Source organism: Leisingera sp. M523, from assembly GCF_025141335.1.
Taxonomy (GTDB): domain Bacteria; phylum Pseudomonadota; class Alphaproteobacteria; order Rhodobacterales; family Rhodobacteraceae; genus Leisingera.
In genome coordinates this window covers 1295388-1310446 of sequence record NZ_CP081036.1, presented here as the reverse complement: position 1 = coordinate 1310446, position 15059 = coordinate 1295388, and the positions used below count along the sequence as shown (strand labels likewise).

Sequence of the window (15059 nt, the reverse complement as noted above, 5' to 3'; positions counted from 1 at the left end):
CTCCCTTTGCGGCCCTCCCCCGGCCTGACGTACAGGCCGGACCGCTTATTTTGTCGCCACCCCCGGCAGCACGCACAGCAGCTCATAGAGCAGATTGGCACCCACCAAAGCCGTGTTGCCCGAGGGATCATACGGCGGCGACACCTCCACCAGGTCGCAGCCGACGATGTTCACGCCCTTCAGCGACCGGATCAGCTCCAGCGCCTGCGGCGTGGTCAGCCCGCCGATTTCCGGCGTGCCGGTGCCCGGTGCATAAGCCGGGTCCAGACTATCGATATCATAAGACACATAGACCGGCCTATTGCCGATATCGCGGCGAATTTCCGCACCCATCTGATGCAGCTGCCGCCCCCACAATTCCTGCGCGGGAAAATGCTGAAAACCCCAGCTCTGCGCCTCGGTAAAATCGCTGGCGGCGTAGCCCGTGCCGCGGATACCGATCTGATAAGTCTTGTCAGGGACAATCAGCCCTTCTTCAAAGGCGCGGCGGAACACGGTGCCATGGGTCTCGCGCTCACCGAACATCTCGTCGTTCACATCCGCATGGGCATCCACATGCACCAGCGCCACGGGGCCGTATTTCTTGGCAATCGCGCGCAGGATCGGCAGGGTGATCGAATGATCGCCGCCCATTGCCACCGGGATCACCGCGCCGGACAGGATCGCCTCATAGCTTTCCTGAATGATGCGCAGCGATTCCGGCAGCGAAAACGTGTTGATCGCCAGATCGCCGATATCGCCAATGTTCAGACTGTCAAAGGGTGCAGCACCCGTAGCCATGTTGTATGGCCGCAGCATCGCGCTTTCGGCCCGGATCTGCTTGGGGCCGAACCTTGTGCCCGACCGCCAGGAGGTGCCAATGTCCATCGGCACCCCCAGCACGGCCACATCCAGGCCCTCCAGAGAGGTTGCCTGCGGCAGCCGCATAAACGTGTTCGGCCCGGAGAACCGGGCCAGGTCATTGCCGCTGATCGGTTGATTGAAGTCAGTCATTGTCTCTCATGTTCCAGCCCAGTAGGCAGATGATTTCCGTCGCCACATGTGCCCCGGCAATAGCAGTTGCACCGGTTGTGTCAAAGGGGGGAGAGACCTCGACCACATCGCCGCCCTTGATATTGATGCCGGCAATCTCACGCAGAATGCGCGCCGCTTGCGCCGAGGTCAGCCCGCCCCAGACCGGCGTGCCGGTTCCGGGCGCATAAGCCGGATCCAGGCAGTCGATGTCAAATGTCAGATAGGTCGGGCGGTCACTCAGGATCGTCTTGATCCGCTTGGCGGTTTCCACCGGGCCGATCTCATGCACGGTGGACGCATCGATAATATTGACGCCAAGGGTGTCATCATTGGTGGTGCGGATCCCCACCTGTACCGAGGTCGCCGGGTCCACGATCCCCATCTTCACCGCCTTATAGAACATGGTGCCGTGATCCACCCGGTCCATGTTGTCATCCGGCCAGGTGTCGGTATGGGCATCAAACTGCAGCAGCGAGATCGGTCCGTATTTCTCGGCATAGGCTTTCAGGATCGGAAAACTGATATAGTGATCCCCGCCCAGCACGACCGAGGCCGTATCCTGCGCCAGGATACCCCGGATATGCTCCGTCAGCGCCGCCGGAAATCCCGGTACATTGGCATGATCAAATGCCAGGTCGCCGTAATCCGCAATCGCCAGCGTGCTCAGCGGTTTATGCGGCCAGCCATAAGGTTCGTCCGGGCTTTGCAAGCAGGACGCCTCGCGGATCGCCCGCGGCCCCAGCCGCGTGCCCGGGCGGTTGGTCACCGCCTGGTCAAACGGCACGCCGGTGACAGCAATATCCACACCGGTCAGGTCCTTGGTGTATTTACGGCGCAGGAAAGACATCGCCCCGCCAAAGGTGATCTCGAAACTCAACCCCTTCATGTCCTCGCGGGTGAAGGCGTGATCGATCATATGTTTTGCGTCTTCCAGTGCCATGGCATTGCGTCCCTGTTCTGCGGCTTCAGCTTTTGATCAAATACCCGCTTTGCAGGCCCCTGTCATCTGCGCAGGCCCTTACCCGCCAACTGGCTGCGCCCGCTCCACCAGGCGGGCAAAGAACGACGCTCCAACCGGCGCAATCTGGTCGTTAAAATCATACTTCGGGTGATGCAGCCCGGCGCTTTCACCCTGGCCCAGGAACAGATAGGAGCCAGGCCGCGCCTGCAGCATATAGGCAAAATCCTCTGCCCCCATCTCGCGGCCGCCATCAGGCACCACATTGCCCTCGCCCGCGATCTCCTTGGCAACGTCCACGGCAAATGCGGTTTTCTCCGCATCGTTGAATGTGGCCGGATACCCGATCTCATAGTCCAGTTCCGCCTCAACGCCGTAACTGGCTGCCTGCCCTGCCACGATTTCCTTCATCCGCCGCATCACCATCTTCTGCACCTCCGGGTTAAAGGTGCGTACGGTGCCGTTGATATAGGCGGTATCCGGAATCACATTATCGACAGTGCCGGTATGGATCTGAGTAACCGAAACCACCAGATCCTCCAGCGTGTGATGGTTCCGCGACACGATAGTCTGGATCGCCTGCGCCATACCGCAGGCCGCCATCACCGGATCACGGGTTTCATGCGGCATTGCGCCATGGCCGCCCTGCCCCTGAATGTGAATGTGAAACGTATCCACCGCCGCCATCAGCGCCCCGGGCGTGGTCAGAAAATGCCCAGCCGGCAGCCCCGGCGCATTGTGCAGCGCATAGACCTCGCCAATATCAAACCGCTCCATGATGCCATCTTCGACCATGATGCGCGCGCCGCCAATTGCCTCCTCGGCGGGTTGAAAGATCAGCGCCGCCCGGCCCGTGAAGTTCCTCGTCTCGGCCAGATACTTGGCCGCGCCCAACAGCATCGTGGTATGCCCGTCATGGCCGCAGGCATGCATATTGCCCGCATGGCCCGAGGCGTAATCAACCCCGGTCTCCTCCGGGATCGGCAATGCGTCCATATCAGCCCGCAAGCCGATGGTCGGACCATCCCCACGCCCGCTGATGATCGCCACCATGCCGGTCTGCGCGATGCCCTCATGCAGCTCATCAACCCCGATTTCCCGCAGCCGCTCCGCCACAAAGGCGGCGGTCTTGGGCAGGTCCAGCGCCAGCTCGGGAATCTGATGCAGATGCCGCCGCCAGGCCTTCATCTCCTCGGCGTAATCGGCAATACGGTTCACAACGGGCATTGGGGTGGACTCCTGCAGCAGACTCGGGATTGATGCATCAGACACTGGAACAAGAGCCGCCGCAATGCCCCAAACAGACCTGATTCACGATGAGACCGCTGGCATCGAACGCCTGCTTGAAATCATGGCGCGCCTGCGCGACCCCAAAACCGGCTGCCCCTGGGACATCGAGCAGGATTTCGCCAGCATCGCCCCCTATACCATTGAAGAAGCGTATGAAGTTGCCGACGCCATCGACCGCGGAGCCTGGGATGAACTGAAGGGAGAACTGGGTGACCTGCTGTTCCAATCCGTCTTCCACGCCCAGATGGCGCAGGAGGCGGGCCATTTTACCTTTCATGACGTGGTCCGGACCATGTCGGACAAGATGGTCTCGCGCCACCCGCATGTCTTCGGGGATGAGAGCCGCGAGAAATCAGCTGACCAGCAAACCCGCGACTGGGAGGCGATTAAGGCAGCAGAACGCGCAGACAAGGCCGAAACCGGCACATTGGACGGTGTCGCCGTTGGCCTGCCCGCCCTCTTGCGCGCCTACAAGCTGCAAAAACGCGCCGCGCGCGTCGGCTTTGACTGGCCCTCTGCCGACAATGTCATCGCCAAGATCACCGAGGAATGCGCCGAACTGGTCGAGGCCCGCGACACCCTCACCCAGATCGAAGTCGAAGAAGAATTCGGCGATCTGATGTTTGTGATGGCCAATCTGGGCCGCCATCTGGGGGTTGAACCCGAAGCCGCCTTGCGGGCCGCCAACGCCAAATTCACCCGCCGGTTCGAAGGCGTCGAGGCCAAACTCGCCGCCCGCGGCAAACGCCCCGAAGACAGCGATCTGGCCGAAATGGACGCCCTCTGGGACGCGGTCAAGGCAGATGAACGCGCCTGAGCGCGCACCTGTCATTCATCTTTCTCCAAATACTCAAATCCCGGCGGCGCAACCGCCGGGCAGCCAAAGGCTTCAGGCCAGGCCGGCCTTTTTCAGGTTTCCCATGATGGTTTTGAAGTCCTGGATGATCTTTTCCTTCTTCATCAGATCCTTCCACAGCTTCTCGCCGGTCTTCTTGTCGCCAACTGCGATATTGACCATCACATCCTTCAGCTTTTTCACATCGGTGATGCCCAGCAGCTTGGCCGCCTTTTTGGGGTCGCCCATCCGGTTTTCGGCGACATATTTCTTGTATTCATCGCTACCGGTGAAGCCCATCACATCCTTGTTCAGCATCAGGACGACTTCTTTCTTGCCGGTCTCGATGATCTTCTTCCAATCGCCGCTCTTAAAGTCGCCCTTTTCCGCCAGCACCTTGGCCGCATTGTAGGTCTTCGATGTGATATTGACCGGCTCCTTGCCCTTTTTCTGATCCATATAGCGGGCCCACAGCGATTCCGGGTTGCCTTTGTTCTGCGTGAACATGAATTCATTCAGACAGTAACGCCGCTTGCAGTAATCCATGTAAGAAGCGGTCATCTTCTTGTCCTTCAGGATGTCGCCGACAACTTTGGGATCATTGCTCATGTTTCTTATTCCTCATGAAAATCAAAAATATGTCTTCCGGCAAAACACCGCAGAACCAATACTGCCCGTCTCCGGGCTTCAAAAAACCACTGCGCAACCGGGACCATCCCGCCCCGACTGACGCTGCGTCAAGCCACCATAGAAAGCAAACGCCGCAGCAGCAAACTGCCGTCGCAGAAAATGCCCGGAAAATTGCATGGCCGGTGCGGCAGCGGTTCAATCCCGGCAAAACTGCGCGTAGTCTCATGGCTCACCACCAGCGGAGAGTGCCATGGCACCGAGAAAAATCATCATCGACACCGATCCGGGACAGGATGATGCAGTGGCCATCCTGCTGGCGCTGGCCAGCCCCGAAGATCTGGATCTGATTGGCATCACCTGCGTCGCAGGCAATGTGCCGCTTGCGCTGACCAGCAAGAACGCCCGAATTGTCTGCGAAGCTGCAGGCAAGACGCATGTGCCGGTCTATGCCGGCAGCAAAGCGCCGCTTTGCCGGCCGCTGATCACCGCCGAACATGTGCACGGCCAAACCGGCCTCGACGGGCCAAAGCTTTGGGAGCCGGACATGCCGCTGGCCACAGGGCACGGCGTCGATTTCATCATCGACACCCTGCGCCGGGAACCTGCGGGCACTGTCACCCTCTGCACGCTGGGGCCGCTCACTAACATTGCCGCCGCCTTCAACCGGGCGCCCGACATCATCGAACGGGTGCAGGAAGTCGTGATGATGGGCGGCGCTTACTTCGAGGTCGGCAACATAACCCCGGCGGCTGAATTCAACATCTACGTCGACCCGGAAGCCGCTGAAATCCTGTTCAGATCCGGCGCGCCGATCACCGTGATGCCGCTGGATGTGACGCATAAGGTGCTGGCCACCAAACCCCGCACCGCAGCGATCCGCGCGCTGAACACCCGCGTCGGCCATTTCACTGCAGACATGCTCGATTTCTTCGAACGCTTCGATGTGGAAAAATACGGCTCAGACGGCGGCCCGCTGCATGACCCCTGCGTCATAGCCTGGCTGTTGCAGCCCGGCCTGTTCGCAGGCCGCCATGTGAATGTCGAGATCGAAACACGCTCTGACCTCACCCTTGGCATGACCGTCGCCGACTGGTGGGGCGTCACCGGCCGAAAACCCAACGCCCTGTTCATCGGCGACGCTGATGCGGACGGTTTCTTCAAACTCCTGACCGAAAGGCTCGCCCGACTATGAGCGCCGCCCTGCATCTTGCCAAGCCGGAGCACCTGGACCGGGTGCTGTCTCTGGTTGCCGCCTTCCATGCCGAATCCGGCCTGGAGACAACAGCGGACCACCGCCGCGCCGGGGTTGAGCCGCTGCTGAACGGACACCCTTACGGCGCGGTCTACCTGATCGGCCCGACTCGCGCGCCGATCGGTTATATCGTCATCACCTTTGGCTGGTCGGTGGAATTCGGCGGCATGGACGGCTTTGTGGATGAGCTGTACATCCGCCCCGCCGTGCGCGGCCGCGGCATTGCCACCGAGGTGCTGACCGAACTGCCGAAAACCCTGGCCACGGCTGGATTGCGTGCCCTGCATCTGGAGGTGGACCGCGAAAACGAGACCGCCCAGCGGCTCTATCTGCGCACCCGGTTTAAGCCGCGCGACAGCTACATGCTGATGACCAAGGAGATGTAAGCCAAAAGGCACAGCTGTCATGCTGCGCCTTTTGGCCAGCTCTCCCCCCAAAGAGCCTGTTCTATCGCTGCCGAAATGGCAGTTGGAGCTGCGGCAGGCACGGTGGCAATTCAAAACAGCCAGACAAATCAATGTGCCAGTTCGCGCGGTGATGGAACCTCATGCACCGCGGCGGACTAAGATGTGCCGCCGCTCACTCCTTGGTTCTGACGCTCTGCCCCCCGGCCAGAGCGCCAGCCATCCGGTCCTAAATTCCCGGATGGTTCATGAAACCGGCCGTTGCACTCATACTTCTGACCGGATCCGGCGGTGCAGCGGCGTCCCCGCCAAGCGGGGAGTATTCCGGGCTGCTGCACCCTGGCAGTACTGAAAGACCCGCTGGAATTGCCAATTTGCGAAAACCTTGATTTGGCATGCTGGTCTCTCCTCTCCCGCGGTAACACCCGGACCGCGTAAGACTAAGGTAACATGTCCGTGAAAGCCCGTCTGTGAACCGGGCCACACAACCGCGGGCCCTGTTTTACGTTCACCTTCTGCATCCTGCCCTGCCTGCAAGCGGAGCTAGAGAAAAGCAAAATCGCGGAATGTCGCCGCCTCACCCAGTTTACCCCCATCCGCCCCCAGCAAGGGCCAGATCACTGCGTTGCGGATCTCGAACCGCCGCCCCAGCGCACTGATCCGCACGCCTGTGTAATTGCTGATAAAGCCCTTTGCGCGCATCTCAGCGAACATCGCGTCCCGCTGGCCCCGATGGGCCGGCTCCGCCGTCAGCCGCGACGGCATGGCTGTCAGCTGCTCCCAGCCCATTTCCCACAAGCTCTGCGCCGCCAGATTGCCATAGGTCAGCACCGGATCGGCGGCAGTGTTGTGCGACAGCACCGCAAACGGCGCATTATAGAGCGTTTCGGCATTTGCGCCGTCCAGTAAAACGCGGCCTGTCGCTTGCGCAAAAGACCTCAGCAGCAGGTCCGCGTGGCGGTCCTGGAAAAGGTTTTCCAGGCAGGGTTCCTTCATTTGATCCGTCACCGCATGTTCCTCAAAACGGAGCGCATTTCTTTCTGACTGCCCGTTCCAGTTTCCTGAACTGCTTGCTGGCACGCCCGCGCGGTCTAAGGGCATCTGCCTCTTCCTGACGGTCGATCCCGTCGTTCCAGGACTGAAACAGCAGCGCCTTGATATCGTCGTCCATGACTTCATCGGCCAGCTTGTAGGTGCAGGTGCACAGGTTCATGCTTGGACCTTCCCCTTGCGAGCGCGCGGCAAGGGCCTTGCAGGTTTCCTCAGCACCGGGGGCGGCAGCGGCTGCCGCGGCAAAGGTCAGCGTAAACAGCGCTGCTAGGACAGAAAATTTCATCTGCAGATCCTGTAGTCTTCAAAGAAAACCCCCGGCCATTGGGAACCGGGGGCAGCTGCGCTCTGACCTTGCCGGAGCGCAAACAGTGATCAAGCAGCAGAAATCAGCGCTTCAGGATCGAACGGCCTGCGTATTCGGCCACTTCACCCAGCATTTCCTCGATGCGGATCAGCTGGTTGTACTTGGCGAGCCGGTCAGAGCGCGCCAGCGAGCCGGTCTTGATCTGGCCGCAGTTGGTGGCAACCGCCAGGTCGGCGATGGTCGCGTCCTCGGTCTCGCCCGAGCGGTGCGACATCACGTTGGTGTAGCGCGCGCGGTGGGCCATATCGACCGCTTTCAGGGTCTCGGTCAGGGTGCCGATCTGGTTCACCTTCACCAGCATCGAGTTGGCGCAGCCGCGCTCGATGCCCTCGGCCAGACGCGCCGGGTTGGTCACGAACAGATCGTCGCCCACCAGCTGCACCTTATTGCCGATCTCCTGGGTCAGCGCCTTCCAGCCGTCCCAGTCATCTTCGCCCATTCCGTCCTCGATCGAGATGATCGGATAGTCGTTCACCAGCGCCGCCAGATAGGCCACGTTTTCTTCCGACGACAGGGTTTTGCCCTCGCCGGACAGCACGTATTTGCCATCCTTGTAATATTCGGTCGCCGCACAATCGAGCGCCAGGTGGATTTCCTCGCCCGGCTTGTAACCCGCCTTTTCGATGGATTTCAGAACAAAATCCAGCGCTTCGCGGGTGGAGGCGATGTTAGGGGCAAAGCCGCCCTCGTCGCCGATCCCGGTCGAAAGGCCCGCCGCCGACAGCTCTTTTTTCAGGGTGTGAAACACTTCGGACCCCATGCGCACCGCGTCGCGGATGTTTTCCGCAGCCACCGGCATAATCATGAATTCCTGAATGTCGATCGGGTTGTCGGCATGCTCGCCGCCGTTGATGATGTTCATCATCGGCACCGGCAGCACCCGCGCCGAGGTGCCGCCGATATAGCGGTACAGCGGCTGGGTGGTGAAATCGGCTGCCGCCTTGGCCACCGCCATCGACACGCCCAGGATCGCGTTGGCGCCCAGGCGGGCTTTGTTCTCGGTGCCGTCCAGCTCAATCATCGCCATATCCACGGCGACCTGCTCACAGGCGTCAAAGCCGACCAGCTCCTCGGCGATCTCGCCGTTCACCGCGGCAACTGCTTCCAGAACACCCTTGCCCATGTAACGGGATTTGTCGCCGTCGCGCTTCTCCACCGCCTCATAGGCACCGGTCGAGGCACCCGAGGGCACGGCAGCGCGGCCCATGGTGCCGTCTTCCAGGATCACGTCGACCTCAACCGTCGGGTTGCCCCGGCTGTCGAGGATCTCACGGGCGTGAATGTCGATAATGGTGCTCATCTGTCCATCCTTGGTTTGGCCTGAAAGCGGCGCGTTCTGTTGCCAGCGTCATACCAGCCGCGACGGAAATGTAAACCGGTCGCGTTATCGCTAACACACATGAAAGCGGCGGTTTAGGGCTAACATTGCGCTGTTTGCGCCAACAGGGTTGAACAATTGCACGCCGTGCTGCCGACCTGAGACCTCAGGCCGCAGCAGCAGCAGCCGCGCGCCGCGCCCGCCGGGCCAGCCGCTGCTCCCGGACAAAGGTATAAAGGCCGGATGCGATAATCAGCGCCGACCCTGCCAGGGTCAGCGTATCGGGGCGCTCACCAAAGACAATAACGCCTGCAAGGATCGAAAACAGCAGCCTTGTATAGCGGAACGGCGTCACCGCCGAGGCATCGCCAACCCGCATCGCCGTCACAATGCCGTAATAGCCCAGCACCCCGAACAGCACCCCGCCGGCCATCATCATCCACTCGCTACCCGCCAGCGCCTGCGCATCGCCCGGCGTGAAGATCAGCAGCAGAGCGCCGGCCGGTATGACCGCCATGAAAGCCTGAAAACTCAGCACGGTGGAAGGCACCCCGGCGTCCATTGTGCGGGTCATCAGATCGCGTGCCGCGACCCCCAGCACTGCCACCACAACCAGCAGTGCAGCCGGTTCAAACCCGTCCAATCCGGGCCGGATAATCAGCAGAACGCCAACAAAGCCCACGCAGATCGCCAGCCAGCGCCGCCAGCCCACGTCCTCTTTCAGAAACAGTGCCGCGCCCATGGTGATCACCAAAGGCGTTGCCTGAAACACAGCGGCCACCGTTGAAATATCCACCAACGCCAAAGCCGAGGCAAACCCCATAGCCGACACCGCTTCCATGGCAGCCCGCATCACCGGTTTTTTGCGCCAGGCCCGCGCCGCCATCAGCCGGTGCCCTTGCATCTTGGCCATGACGGCAAAGACAAGCCCGCTGCCCAGCCCCAGGAATATCAGGATCTGGCCCACCGGCAGGGTGCCCGACAGACGCTTGATGAACATGTCTTCAAGCGTGAAAAAAGCCATCGAAGCAATGACCAGCAGAATGCCGTGCAGGTTGTTCATAAGCGCGCGTCCTGTATCCCGGTCCGGCAGTGCGCCGGGCCATCCGGGCAAAGAACATCAGCGCCCCGGCGCAGGCAACTCCGTTTCCGACCCGGTATCATGACAAGACGTGAGCACACATATCAATTTTCGTGATGCGCCGTGCGGCCAAGGCCGCCAGCGCAACCGGAATTCTGCAGAAAATAATGGGGGCCGGGTCAGATGCTACTCCGCCTTGCGCGGCACCCCGTACAGCTCCAGCTTATGCCCGCGCAGCTCATAGCCCAGCTTGCGGGCGATCCGCTCCTGCAGCTCCTCGATCTCGGGGTCGCAGAACTCGATCACCTCGCCGGTGTTCATATCGATCAGATGGTCGTGGTGATCCCGCTCGGCATCTTCATAACGCGCGCGCCCGTCGCCGAACTCCAGCCGCTCCAGAATGCCCGCCTCCTCGAACAGCTTCACCGTGCGATAGACGGTGGCGATGGAAATCGCTGCATCCATTGCACTGGCGCGGGCATACAGCTCCTCTACATCCGGGTGATCGCCGCTGTCCTGCAGCACCTGGGCAATCACCCGGCGCTGGCCGGTCATGCGCAGCCCCTTGGCTTCGCAACGGGCGATAATCGGCTTTGGCATCGAAGGTCCTCGCGGTTTTCTGGCTTTCCTCTTTAGCGGATGCAATCTGCGCCGAAAACAGGCTTTTCGCCGGCATCAACGGTTGACAATGCGCTTATCCACAGCCATTTGACGCCCAGGCATCCCTCCCTGCCGCGTGAGCAGAGACCAAGACCGGCCGCACCGCATGTGCGTGACAAGACACCCGGGGTCAAGTGATATGCCGACATTCCCAAAATCACGCGTGGGGATTGCAGAGGCCAGCGGCCTGGCATCCGGCCAGCGCGCGCCCGAGGTCCCTGCCCCGCAAGAAACCGCTGTTTCGCAGCGGATCCGGCCCGTGCTGACGCAGGGCTGTGAAAGGACGATACGTGACTGAATTTTCGACCATGGGGCTTCCTGAAAAGCTCCTCACCCGGCTCCAGGACCTGGGCCTCAATGATCCCACCCCGATCCAGGCCCGCGCTATTCCGCATGCCTTGAACGGTCAGGACGTGCTGGGCCTGGCGCAGACCGGCACCGGCAAGACCGCCGCATTTGGCGTGCCGCTGATTGCGCAGATGATGCAATACGGCCGCAAGCCCGCCGCCAACACCGTGCGCGGCCTGGTGCTGGCGCCGACCCGCGAATTGGCCAACCAGATCGCCGCGACCCTGAAAGGCCTCACCGAAAACACTCCGATGAAGGTCGGCCTGGTGGTCGGCGGCGTGTCCATCAACCCGCAGATCTCCCGCATTGCCAAGGGCACCGACATCCTGGTCGCCACTCCTGGCCGCCTGATCGACATCCTCGACCGCGGCGCGCTGGATCTGGGTTCCTGCGACTTCCTGGTGCTGGACGAGGCCGACCAGATGCTGGACCTCGGCTTCATCCACACTCTGCGCAAGATCGCGGCCCTGCTGCCGGCCGAGCGCCAGACCATGCTGTTCTCGGCCACCATGCCCAAGCAGATGAACGAGATCGCCAACTCCTACCTGCAAAGCCCGGTCCGCATCGAAGTCTCGCCTCCGGGCAAAGCCGCCGACAAGGTCACCCAGTCGGTGCATTTCATCGCCAAGGCGGAAAAGCTAAGCCTGCTGAAAGAGCTGCTGGCCGACCACAAGGACGAGCGCGCACTGGTCTTCGGCCGCACCAAACACGGCATGGAAAAGCTGATGAAGGTGCTGGACAAAGCAGGCTTTGCCGCCGCTGCCATTCACGGCAACAAATCCCAGGGCCAGCGCGAGCGCGCCCTTGCCGCCTTTAAGTCCGGCGACATCAAGGTTCTGGTCGCCACCGATGTGGCTGCCCGCGGGTTGGACATCCCGGACGTGAAACACGTCTACAACTATGAGCTGCCCAATGTGCCGGACGCCTATGTGCACCGCATTGGCCGCACCGCGCGCGCAGGCAAGGATGGCGCTGCGATTGCATTTTGCTCGCCGGATGAAATGGAAGAACTGAAGGCGATCCAGAAGGTGATGAAAACCACCATCCCTGTCGCCTCGGGCCGCGCCTGGGAGGCTTTGCCGGATCCGGCGGCGGCTGGTAAACCCGGCGGCCGTCCTGGCGCACGCCGCGGCGGCGGCGGTTTCGGCGGCGGCAAACCCGGCGGCCAGCGCCGCCGCGGCGGCGGTGGCTCGGGTGGCCAAGGCAAGCCCCAGGGCGCAAGCAACGGCCAGCGCGGCGGCCAAAAACAGCGCGCGCGCTAAACCTGCCCGCGCAACTCCGGGTCAAGGACGGTACTGCCACAGCGCGTCAGCGCTGTTCATCCTTGCCCCGGAACAGCAAAGCATCAGCCACACTCAAACAGCCATCTTCAGGGGCAAACTGCCCCTGAAGCAGTTCCCTGCAGCAGAAACCTGCAGGAAACTGTCCGGGGGACAGTTCCGGCTGCAAACATCCGCCCCTTCCTTGCGTTGCGCAGCAACGCCCGGCCCAAGGCCGCCAAGGTGCTTCAGGCACAGCCTGACGCACCTGCGGGCGCGGGAGCGCTCCCGCTTCACACCGCCTGCAAATCCGCCCAGACCGGCAAATGGTCCGAGGCAATATGCGCAGGCCGTGCCCCATGCACCCCATGCGCAACGGCTTTCAACCGCTTGCAATACGCAATCCGATCCAGTGCCCCCAGGGGCCGCAGCGCCGGAAAGCTCGCCTTGGGCGGCAGGAAAGTCAGCGCCGGAGTGATATGCTCCAGTACCGCCCCCCGCGACCACTCATTGAAATCCCCCGCCAGCACCACCGCGCTGTCCTCGCGCTTTGCCGCATGGGCCAAGGCACGCATCTGTTCACGCCGCGCCCGTCCCGTCAGTCCCAGATGCGCGCCAATCACCCGCACCGGCCCCAAAACCGTCTTCAGCTGAACCCAGACCGCGCCGCGCGGCTCCAGCCCCGGCAAAACAATATGGCCTTTGGCCTGCAACTGCGCGCCATTCCGGAACAGCACCGCATTGCCGTGCCAGCCCAGGGACCCCGCGCCGCCCAGGTCCGCCGCCTGCCAGCCGGTTTCCGCGACCAGAAAATGCGGCAGCGCCGCGGGCCGCGGCGGCAGGCGCTTGTCGGCCTCCTGCAGCACCACCACGTCCGCAGCCAGTCCGGCGATCACCTGCAAGATGCGCTCCGGCCGGCGGCGCAGGTCCAGGCCGATACATTTCTGAATATTGTAAGTGGCAACCCGCAGCGTATCCTGCGGCGGTTGATTGGGCATCCGGTGCCTCCAGGCTTGTCCGGAGTTTGGCGCAGGACACATCTGAAACACAACCGTCATCCCGCCGCAGGCGTGGCCGGGGGGCTGCCCGCCCCCTCTTGAGCCTGCGGCTCAATTCACCCCCGGGAGTATTTGAAACCAGAAAGAAGCAGATCAGGTTCCGCAGAAAGTCGCCTGCACCACTTCCTCCGGCGCTGGCGGGCGCTGCAGGTCTGCGTGTTCCGGCTGGTTCTCATACGGGCTGGCCAGAACTGCGTTCAGCCGGTGAAACAGCGCATAGTCTCCCGCCACGGCGCCCGCGATCATCTCTTCGATGCGGTGGTTGCGCGGGATGAAGGCCGGGTTGGCGGCCCGCATCACCGCTTGCGGGTCCGGCTCATCCGCCAGCCGCGCCTGCCAGCCTTCGGCCCAGCTGTCATATGCCGCCGGATCGGTGAATTGATCGCGCGCCGTGCCCGCCGCCAGCGCCCTGAAACTGTTGGTGAAATCGCTTTGGTTTTCCGCCATCCGCTCCAGCAGGCCCGTGACCAGCTCAAGATCATTTTCCTGCGCCGAGGTGATCCCCAGTTTTGCCCGGAACCGGGTCAGCCAGGCGTCCTCGGTCAGCTGCGGCATCGCATGAACGATTTCGGTCGCCTCTTCGACGCTTGCCTGCGGGTCGTCCAGCTGCTGGATCAGCGCGGTGGCCAGCTGCGCCAGGTTCCACACTGCAACATTGGGCTGGTTGGCATAGGCATAACGCCGCCCGCGGTCGATCGAGGAAAACACCGTATTCGGATGGTAAACATCCATGAAGGCGCAAGGGCCATAGTCGATTGTCTCGCCCGAGATCGCGGAATTGTCAGTGTTCATCACCCCGTGGATAAAGCCCACGCCCATCCAGGCCGCAATCAGCTTGGCCTGCGCATCACGCACCGTACGCAGCAGGCCCATAGGACCATCCGCATTCGGGTAATGGCGGGCAATCGCATAGTCCGTCAGCTGCCGAAGGCTGTGTTTGTCGCCGCGCGCCGCGAAGATCTGAAACGTCCCCACCCGCAGATGGCTGGAGGCCACCCGGGTCAGCACCGCACCGGGCAAACCGCCCTCGCGCCAGACAATCTCGCCCGTCTCAACCGCCGCCAGCGCGCGAGTGGTCTGGATGCCAAGCGCATGCATTGCTTCGCTCACCACGTATTCGCGCAGCACCGGGCCCAGCCAGGCACGGCCATCGCCGCTGCGGGAATAGGGTGTGCGCCCGGAGCCTTTCAGCTGGATATCCCGGCGCTTGCCGTCGGTTCCCACCGTCTCGCCCAGCAGGATTGCCCGCCCGTCGCCAAGCTGCGGATTATAAGTGCCGAACTGGTGCCCGGAGTAAAGTTGCGCCAGCGGGTCCGCCCCCTCCGGCACCTCATTGCCGCCAAAGACCGCCGCCATCTCTGCCGCCTCCCCCGGGCTTATGCCCATCACCCGGGCCAGATCCTCGTTGAAGGCAATCAGCCTCGGCGCCTTCACCGCCTGCGGCGCCAGTTTGGAGTAGAACTGCCCCGGCAGGGCAGCATATGTGTTATCAAAGGGGAACGTGAATGCCATAGCCCAAACATATGCTTGGTATA

15 protein-coding genes are annotated in these 15059 nt (G+C 62.1%); 4 read left to right on the top strand and 11 right to left on the bottom strand.

Annotated features, from left to right (window positions below; genetic code table 11):
- Positions 1–45: 45 nt before the first annotated feature.
- The 3 genes from speB (K3557_RS06440) to K3557_RS06430 form a co-directional block, all read right to left on the bottom strand.
- Positions 46–993 carry an agmatinase gene (speB, locus tag K3557_RS06440; RefSeq protein ID WP_259991609.1) on the bottom strand — a complete coding sequence of 316 codons (948 nt, stop codon included), beginning with the start codon at positions 991–993 and terminating at the stop codon, positions 46–48.
- Positions 986–1954: an agmatinase gene (speB, locus tag K3557_RS06435; RefSeq protein ID WP_259998517.1), complete on the bottom strand. Its 969-nt coding sequence runs from the start codon at positions 1952–1954 to the stop codon at positions 986–988. Before speB (K3557_RS06435) ends, speB (K3557_RS06440) begins: the two co-directional genes overlap by 8 nt.
- A 78-nt stretch (positions 1955–2032) precedes the next feature.
- Complete coding sequence (locus tag K3557_RS06430; protein WP_259998515.1) at positions 2033–3199, bottom strand: M20 aminoacylase family protein; 1167 nt, start codon at positions 3197–3199, stop codon at positions 2033–2035.
- Between the two features lie 64 nt (positions 3200–3263).
- Here K3557_RS06430 and mazG point away from each other — a divergent pair, with 64 nt between their 5' ends.
- Positions 3264–4079 carry a nucleoside triphosphate pyrophosphohydrolase gene (gene mazG / locus K3557_RS06425; protein WP_259998513.1) on the top strand — a complete coding sequence of 272 codons (816 nt, stop codon included), beginning with the start codon at positions 3264–3266 and terminating at the stop codon, positions 4077–4079.
- Positions 4080–4151: 72 nt separating this feature from the next.
- On the opposite strand, the gene K3557_RS06420 is transcribed toward mazG, so the two are convergent.
- The gene (locus K3557_RS06420; protein WP_259998511.1) at positions 4152–4706 is read right to left on the bottom strand and encodes a hypothetical protein; all 555 of its coding nucleotides are present in this window, start codon (positions 4704–4706) and stop codon (positions 4152–4154) included.
- Between the two features lie 271 nt (positions 4707–4977).
- On the opposite strand from K3557_RS06420, the gene K3557_RS06415 reads away from it, so the two are divergent.
- Both K3557_RS06415 and K3557_RS06410 read left to right on the top strand, forming a co-directional pair.
- Positions 4978–5919: a nucleoside hydrolase gene (locus K3557_RS06415; protein WP_259998509.1), complete on the top strand. Its 942-nt coding sequence runs from the start codon at positions 4978–4980 to the stop codon at positions 5917–5919.
- Positions 5916–6365, top strand: a complete 450-nt coding sequence (locus tag K3557_RS06410) for an N-acetyltransferase (protein WP_259998507.1) — start codon at positions 5916–5918, stop codon at positions 6363–6365. The genes K3557_RS06415 and K3557_RS06410 overlap by 4 nt, the downstream gene beginning before the upstream one ends.
- 561 nt (positions 6366–6926) lie before the next feature.
- On the opposite strand, the gene K3557_RS06405 is transcribed toward K3557_RS06410, so the two are convergent.
- The 5 genes from K3557_RS06405 to K3557_RS06385 form a co-directional block, all read right to left on the bottom strand.
- Positions 6927–7379 (bottom strand): MEKHLA domain-containing protein, encoded by a 453-nt coding sequence (locus K3557_RS06405; protein ID WP_259998505.1) that lies wholly within the window; start codon positions 7377–7379, stop codon positions 6927–6929.
- Between the two features lie 22 nt (positions 7380–7401).
- A complete protein-coding gene (locus K3557_RS06400) occupies positions 7402–7719 on the bottom strand; it encodes a hypothetical protein (protein ID WP_259998503.1) in 318 nt (105 codons plus the stop codon).
- A gap of 103 nt (positions 7720–7822) precedes the next feature.
- A complete protein-coding gene (gene eno / locus K3557_RS06395; RefSeq protein ID WP_259998501.1) occupies positions 7823–9100 on the bottom strand; it encodes a phosphopyruvate hydratase in 1278 nt (425 codons plus the stop codon).
- Positions 9101–9284: 184 nt separating this feature from the next.
- A complete protein-coding gene (locus K3557_RS06390) occupies positions 9285–10181 on the bottom strand; it encodes a DMT family transporter (RefSeq protein ID WP_259998499.1) in 897 nt (298 codons plus the stop codon).
- A 204-nt stretch (positions 10182–10385) separates the two neighbouring features.
- The gene (locus K3557_RS06385) at positions 10386–10799 is read right to left on the bottom strand and encodes a Fur family transcriptional regulator (RefSeq protein WP_129371195.1); all 414 of its coding nucleotides are present in this window, start codon (positions 10797–10799) and stop codon (positions 10386–10388) included.
- Between the two features lie 350 nt (positions 10800–11149).
- Between K3557_RS06385 and K3557_RS06380 the strand changes: the two genes are divergently transcribed.
- Positions 11150–12469 carry a DEAD/DEAH box helicase gene (locus K3557_RS06380; protein ID WP_237454670.1) on the top strand — a complete coding sequence of 440 codons (1320 nt, stop codon included), beginning with the start codon at positions 11150–11152 and terminating at the stop codon, positions 12467–12469.
- 290 nt (positions 12470–12759) lie between these two features.
- On the opposite strand, the gene K3557_RS06375 is transcribed toward K3557_RS06380, so the two are convergent.
- The gene (locus K3557_RS06375; RefSeq protein WP_259991585.1) at positions 12760–13464 is read right to left on the bottom strand and encodes an endonuclease/exonuclease/phosphatase family protein; all 705 of its coding nucleotides are present in this window, start codon (positions 13462–13464) and stop codon (positions 12760–12762) included.
- Between the two features lie 153 nt (positions 13465–13617).
- Positions 13618–15036, bottom strand: coding sequence for a YdiU family protein (locus K3557_RS06370; protein WP_259998494.1), 1419 nt, complete (start codon positions 15034–15036; stop codon positions 13618–13620).
- Positions 15037–15059: the final 23 nt, after the last annotated feature.

Bases quoted from the DNA above. Each gene is read 5' to 3' on its own strand.
- speB (WP_259991609.1), bottom strand. From the start codon at position 993: ATGACTGACTTCAATCAACCGATCAGCGGCAATGACCTGGCCCGGTTC.
- speB (WP_259998517.1), bottom strand. From the start codon at position 1,954: ATGGCACTGGAAGACGCAAAACATATGATCGATCACGCCTTCACCCGC.
- K3557_RS06430 (WP_259998515.1), bottom strand. From the start codon at position 3,199: ATGCCCGTTGTGAACCGTATTGCCGATTACGCCGAGGAGATGAAGGCC.
- mazG (WP_259998513.1), top strand. From the start codon at position 3,264: ATGCCCCAAACAGACCTGATTCACGATGAGACCGCTGGCATCGAACGC.
- K3557_RS06420 (WP_259998511.1), bottom strand. From the start codon at position 4,706: ATGAGCAATGATCCCAAAGTTGTCGGCGACATCCTGAAGGACAAGAAG.
- K3557_RS06415 (WP_259998509.1), top strand. From the start codon at position 4,978: ATGGCACCGAGAAAAATCATCATCGACACCGATCCGGGACAGGATGAT.
- K3557_RS06410 (WP_259998507.1), top strand. From the start codon at position 5,916: ATGAGCGCCGCCCTGCATCTTGCCAAGCCGGAGCACCTGGACCGGGTG.
- K3557_RS06405 (WP_259998505.1), bottom strand. From the start codon at position 7,379: ATGAAGGAACCCTGCCTGGAAAACCTTTTCCAGGACCGCCACGCGGAC.
- K3557_RS06400 (WP_259998503.1), bottom strand. From the start codon at position 7,719: ATGAAATTTTCTGTCCTAGCAGCGCTGTTTACGCTGACCTTTGCCGCG.
- eno (WP_259998501.1), bottom strand. From the start codon at position 9,100: ATGAGCACCATTATCGACATTCACGCCCGTGAGATCCTCGACAGCCGG.
- K3557_RS06390 (WP_259998499.1), bottom strand. From the start codon at position 10,181: ATGAACAACCTGCACGGCATTCTGCTGGTCATTGCTTCGATGGCTTTT.
- K3557_RS06385 (WP_129371195.1), bottom strand. From the start codon at position 10,799: ATGCCAAAGCCGATTATCGCCCGTTGCGAAGCCAAGGGGCTGCGCATG.
- K3557_RS06375 (WP_259991585.1), bottom strand. From the start codon at position 13,464: ATGCCCAATCAACCGCCGCAGGATACGCTGCGGGTTGCCACTTACAAT.
- K3557_RS06370 (WP_259998494.1), bottom strand. From the start codon at position 15,036: ATGGCATTCACGTTCCCCTTTGATAACACATATGCTGCCCTGCCGGGG.